The organism is Knoellia aerolata DSM 18566 (genome assembly GCF_000768695.1).
Lineage (GTDB): Bacteria > Actinomycetota > Actinomycetes > Actinomycetales > Dermatophilaceae > Knoellia > Knoellia aerolata.
In genome coordinates this window covers 1-5,869 of sequence record NZ_AVPL01000101.1, presented here as the reverse complement: position 1 = coordinate 5,869, position 5,869 = coordinate 1, and the positions used below count along the sequence as shown (strand labels likewise).

Here is a 5,869-nt window from a genome sequence, read left to right as displayed (position 1 = left end):
GGTCGTCGCCGTGGTCACGACCGATGCGGCCGACTTCGACACCGACGCGGCTCGCGAGTTCTGCCGGTCCGCGCTCGCCGCCTACAAGGTGCCACGACGGATCGTCGTGGTGGACGAGCTCCCGCGCTCGCAGATCGGCAAGGTCCTGCGCCGACAGGTCCGCAACCAGCTGCTCGCCGACCCGACCTGACCCGTATGCCGTCCGCTCCCGGCGGTGCCCCGCTCACCGTCCGGGGCCGGCCGGGGGAAGGTCGGCGCGGTGGAGGTCGGCGGGGGGGGGCGCGGTGGAGGGGGCCGGCGTGGTCGGCGTTGTCGGGAAGCCCGCCTACGGTGGGGTGACCATGACGAACGCTGCTGAGACCACCACCCTTGCCGCCGACGCCACCGCCGCCCTGCGCCGGCTGGTGGGGCGTGACGACGTCGACTTCCGCGACGGGCAGCTCGACGCGATCACGGCGCTGGTCGCCGACCGCTCCCGGGTGCTCGTCGTCCAGCGCACCGGGTGGGGCAAGTCGGCCGTCTACTTCGTGGCCACGGCCCTGCGCCGGGCGCAGGGTGCCGGCCCGACGGTGATCATCTCGCCGCTGCTCGCCCTCATGCGCGACCAGATCGCCGCCGCCACGCGGGCCGGCATCCGCGCCGTGACGATGAACTCCGCCAACGCCCAGGACTGGGACGAGGTGCGACAGGCGCTCGCCTCCGACTCGGTGGACGTCCTGCTCGTGAGCCCGGAGCGGCTCAACAACCCGCGCTTCCGCGAGGAGCAGCTGCCCGACCTGGCCCGGCGGTGCGGGCTCCTCGTCGTCGACGAGGCCCACTGCGTCTCCGACTGGGGCCACGACTTCCGACCCGACTACCGCCGGATCCGCGACCTCCTCGAGGGCCTGCCGGCCGACGTGCCCGTGCTGGCCACGACGGCGACGGCCAACGCCCGGGTCGTCACCGACGTCGTCGAGCAGCTGAGTGTCACGGCGCAGGGCGGGGTGGTCGGGCGCGACGAGGTCCTCACCGTGCGCGGTGGGCTGGCGCGCGACTCCCTCCGGCTCGGGGTGCTCAGCTCGATGTCACCCGAGCAGCGCCTCGGCTGGCTGCTGGCCCACCTCGACGAACTGCCCGGAAGCGGCATCGTCTACACGCTCACCGTGGCGGCGGCCGAGGAGGTGGCGGGCGCCCTGTCCGAGGCCGGGCACCGCGTCGCGTCCTACACCGGGCGCACCGACCCCGCCGACCGTGAACGCCTCGAGGGCTCGCTGCGCGACAACGAGGTCAAGGCCCTCGTCGCGACGTCCGCGCTGGGCATGGGCTTCGACAAGCCGGACCTCGGCTTCGTCGTGCACCTCGGCGCCCCGTCGTCACCGGTGGCGTACTACCAGCAGGTCGGCCGCGCGGGGCGAGCCACCGAGCGCGCCGACGTCCTCCTCCTGCCCGGTCCCGAGGACAAGGACATCTGGAACTACTTCGCGTCGGTGTCGATGCCCCGACAGGAGCAGGCCGACGCGGTGCTGCGTGCGCTCGCCGAGGCCGGGCGTCCCCTGTCGACCGCCGCGATCGAGACCGTCGTCGACGTGCGCCGCACCCGGCTCGAGCTGCTCCTCAAGGTGCTCGACGTCGACGGCGCCGTGACCCGGGTCCAGGGCGGCTGGACCGGCACGGGCCAGCCGTGGACCTACGACGCCGACCGCTACGCGCGGGTGGCCCAGAGCCGCACCGACGAGCAGCAGCTCATGCTCGACTACGAGAGCACGACCGAGTGCCGCATGGCCTTCCTCCAGCGCACCCTCGACGACGACACCGCGGTCCCGTGCGGGCGCTGCGACTCCTGCGCCGGTCAGTGGTTCGCCACCGACGTGCCCGAGCGGGTCGTCGGCGCCGCCCGCGAGCGCCTGGCACGGGTGGGGGTCGACCTCGACCCCCGGGCCCAGTGGCCGACCGGGATGGACCGGCTCGGCGTCCCGGTCAAGGGCAAGATCACGGCCGGCGAGGCCCTCTCGTCGGGTCGCGCCCTGGCCCGGATGAGCGACCTCGGCTGGGGCCAGCGGCTGCGTGACGTCCTGCGCGACGACGCCCCCGCCACGCCTGAGCTGCTGCGCGCGTGTGTCGGCGTGCTCGCGGGCTGGGGCTGGTCGCAGCGGCCGGCGGGCATCGTGGCCATGCCCTCGCGCAGCCACCCGCAGCTGGTCCAGTCGCTCGCCCACGGGCTCGCCGAGATCGGGCGGCTGCCGTTCCTCGGCACGCTCGACCTCGAGCACGGCGGCCCGACCGGTCAGCCCGGCGGCAACAGCGCCTTCCGGCTCGCCGGTGTGTGGGAGCGGCTCGTCGTCGGACCCGAGCTGGCGGCGACACTGGCCGACGTGCGCGGTCCGGTGCTGCTCGTCGACGACCTCGTCAGCTCACGCTGGACGCTGACCGTCGCTGGCCGCGAGCTGCGCCGCGCGGGTGTCGACGGGGTCCTCCCCTTTGCCCTCGCCGTCGACGGCTGAGTCGTCCGGGATGCCGTGGCGAAGGCGCGACGGAGGAGTGACCCGCACGGTGAGCATCGGCAGGAACGCCTGGACCGCGGGCCCGATGAGGACCGCGTAGAGCACCGTCCCGAAGCCCACGACGCCGCCGAGCAGCCAGCCGACGGCCAGCACGGTCACCTCGAGGCTGGTGCGGACGAGCCGGATGGAGAGCCCGGTGCGGAGGCTGAGCCCGGTCATCAGCCCGTCGCGGGGACCGGGGCCGTACTGGCTGCCGATGTACATCGCCCCGCCGATGCCGTTGACGACGATCCCGCCGAGCAGGAGCACCCAGCGCAGCCACAGCGCGTCCGGTGTCTCGAGGACGCCGAGCATGACGTCGGTGGCGATGCCGATGACGAAGACGTTGGCCACGGTCCCGAGACCCGGCCACTGCCGCAGCGGGATCCACAGGAGCAGGACGAGCGCGCCCACGACGATGACCACGGTCCCGAAGCTCCAGCCGAGGTGCTGCTGCACGCCGTAGTGGAAGACGTCCCACGGGTCCAGCCCCAGCTCGGCCCGGATGAACATCGCCATCGCGGTGCCGTAGAGCCACAGCCCGACGAGGAGCTGGGAGACGCGACGCACCGTGTGTCCGGCGCGCAGCTGCTCCATCGGCGTCATCGGCAGCAGGGTGACCCGCCGGGTGGCACCGGCGCGCAGGGTCTGGATCGGGCTCATGGGCTCCAGCATGCGGGACAAGTGGCCTCCTCATCCATGGCCACTTGTGCGACAGTGGCCCCATGCCTGCTCCCGTCCTCTCTGCCGCCCGCGTCGCGGACCTCGTCGGTCCCACGGCAGGCGAGCACCCGGCATACCAGGTCGTCGCGGACTCGCTCCGCCTCCTCATCGCCGACGGACGCATCACCGTCGGTACGCGCCTGCCCAGCGAGCGCGACCTCACCGCGGCGCTGGGTCTCAGCCGGACCACCGTGAGCAGCGCGTATGCCGTGCTGCGCGAGCGCGGGTACCTCACCTCGCGCCGTGGCTCGGGCAGCGTGGCGAGCCTGCCGACGGGGGTGGTCCGCCGTGACACCGGGCTCCACCTCTCGCCGGACGTCCCGGAGGGGACCATCGACCTCACCTGCGCGGCGCTGCGGGCCCCGGCCGGGATGACCCAGGCCGCGGAGGCGGCGATCGCGGCCTCGCCGGGGTACCTCTGCGGCAGCGGCTACCTCCTGTCGGGAGTGCCCGAGCTGCGCGAGGTCGTCGCCGCGCGCTACACCGAGCGGGGGCTGCCCACGAACGCCGACGAGGTCATCATCACGACCGGGGCCGTCGTCGGCACGGCCATCGCCGCCCGGGCCCTGCTCTCCCCCGGCGACGCCGTCGTCCTGGAGACGCCGACCTACCCCAACATCTTCCCCACCCTGAACCAGCTGCGGGCCAGGATCTCAGCCGTGCCGGTCGAGCCCAACGGCTGGGACGTGCCGACGATGACCGCGACGATCCGTGCCTCGGGGGCGAGGGCGGCGATTCTCCTGCCGGACTTCCACAACCCCACCGGCAACCTCATGTCCGACGACGAGCGCGCCTCTGTCGCAGCCGCTCTGGGGCGGGCGCGCATCACGGCAGTCGTCGACGAGACGGTGGCCGAGATGGGGCTGGACCATGAGGGCCCGATGCCGTTGCCGTTCGGTGCGCACCACACCGACACGATCTCGGTCGGGAGCGCCTCGAAGTCGCACTGGGGCGGCCTGCGGATCGGGTGGATCCGCGCACCCCGGCGCCTGCACGACTCCCTCGTCGCCGCGCGCGTCCCCTTCGACATCGGGGCGCCCGTCATCGACCAGCTCGTGCTGCTGCACCTCATGCGCGACGCCCCGGGCATCACCGACGAGCGGAGGCGCGGGCTCGTCGAGGCCCGGGACAGCCTCGCGTCGGCCCTGCGTTCCCGGCTGCCCTCGCTGCGCTTCGTGCGGCCGCAGGGTGGCCTCTCCCTCTGGGTCGAGCTGCCGGAGCCCGTCGCTGCCGAGGTGACCCTCGCCGCCGAGGACGAGGGCCTCCTCGTGGCGAGCGGTCCGCGCTTCGCGGCGGCAGGTGGGCTCGACCGGTGGATCCGCCTCCCCTACGTCCTGCCCCCGGCGGAGCTCGTCGAGGCCGTCGAGCGGCTGGCCCGGGCGATCGAGCGCGTGGCGGCGGGATCAGCGGGGTCGGCGGGGCCGGCGGGGCCGGCGGGGTCGCCGGGGTCGCCGGGTGCTGCGCGCCACGCGCGGGGGCGACCGGCCCACCCCCGTGGTCCCTTGGTGGCCTGAGCGGCAGTCCTCGTTAGGGTGACGCTGTGACTGACGCCCCCCAGCCGGCCCTGGCCCATCTGCTCGACGTGCTCGACCTCGACGAGGTGGGCACGGCGGAGGTCACCATCACGACCGCGCGCAACGCTGCCGCCGGACGGGACGCGGGCGCCTCGGTCCCGATGTCGTTCGGCGAGGACATGACGCTCTTCCTCGGCCAGAGCCAGAAGATGCCGCACGGTCGGGTCTTCGGTGGGCAGGTCCTCGCGCAGGGGGTCATCGCCTGCGGACGCACCGTGAGCACCGACACGCCCCGGCCGCTGCACTCGCTGCACGCCTACTTCATGCGCCCGGGCGACGACACCCAGCCGATCCACTTCGCCGTCGAGAAGATGCGGGACGGGCGCTCGTTCTCGACCCGGCGCGCTCACGCCCTGCAGAACGGCAAGCCCATCCTGTCGATGAGCTGCTCCTTCCAGGAGCCCGCCGACGGGCTCGACCACCAGGACCCCATGCCGCAGGTTCCGCTGCCCGACGGGCTGAAGTCGCTCAGCGACGTCTTCGGCGGCATCGACCACCCCGGTGCGAAGCACCTCGCCGAGGGCCGGGCCATCGAGCAGCGCCACGTCGAGGGCAACCTCTTCGTGGCCCCGGGGCCCGAGGAGGTCGCCCATCAGAGCGTCTGGCTGCGGGCGATCGGCGAGCTCCCGGACGACCCGCTGCTCCACAGCGCCGTCCTCGCCTATGCGTCCGACTACGCGCTCCTCGAGCCGGTGCTGCGTCGGCACGGTCGACAGTGGACGGACGGCACCCTCAACGTCGCCTCGCTCGACCACGCGATGTGGTTCCACCGCCCGGCCCGCGCCGACGAGTGGGTGCTCTACGCGCAGGAGTCGCCGTCGGCCCAGGGCGGCCGGGGTCTGGGGATCGGCCGGATGTTCACCGCGGACGGCACCCTGGTCGCCACCGTCGCCCAGGAGGGCATGCTCCGCCTCCGCCCCCAAACCCCCACCTGACCCCAGCGCTTTCCCGACTTATTGCGCATTCCGTTCCTGGCAGCCCGACTTATTGCGCATTCCGTACACGGAATGCGCAATGAGTCGGGCGCGTACGGCCGGAATGCGCAATAAGTCG

The 5,869-nt window shown here is 73.5% G+C and carries 5 protein-coding genes; 4 read left to right on the top strand and 1 reads right to left on the bottom strand.

What is annotated here, in order from left to right:
- Nucleotides 1-190: AMP-binding enzyme (locus N801_RS18345; protein WP_035940753.1), on the top strand; the 190-nt coding region annotated here is incomplete at its 5' end.
- A gap of 151 nt (nt 191-341) precedes the next feature.
- Nucleotides 342-2,480 (top strand): RecQ family ATP-dependent DNA helicase, encoded by a 2,139-nt coding sequence (locus tag N801_RS18340; protein ID WP_035940756.1) that lies wholly within the window; start codon nt 342-344, stop codon nt 2,478-2,480.
- Here N801_RS18340 and yczE read toward each other — a convergent pair.
- A complete protein-coding gene (gene yczE / locus N801_RS18335; protein ID WP_245618508.1) occupies nt 2,391-3,182 on the bottom strand; it encodes a membrane protein YczE in 792 nt (263 codons plus the stop codon). The two genes, N801_RS18340 and yczE, sit on opposite strands and share 90 nt — an antisense overlap.
- A gap of 62 nt (nt 3,183-3,244) precedes the next feature.
- Here yczE and yczR point away from each other — a divergent pair, with 62 nt between their 5' ends.
- Together yczR and N801_RS18325 are read left to right on the top strand one after the other, a co-directional pair.
- Nucleotides 3,245-4,756, top strand: coding sequence for a MocR-like transcription factor YczR (gene yczR, locus N801_RS18330; protein ID WP_084109242.1), 1,512 nt, complete (start codon nt 3,245-3,247; stop codon nt 4,754-4,756).
- 26 nt (nt 4,757-4,782) lie between these two features.
- Nucleotides 4,783-5,751 (top strand): acyl-CoA thioesterase, encoded by a 969-nt coding sequence (locus N801_RS18325; protein WP_035940752.1) that lies wholly within the window; start codon nt 4,783-4,785, stop codon nt 5,749-5,751.
- The last annotated feature ends 118 nt before the right edge of the window (nt 5,752-5,869 follow it).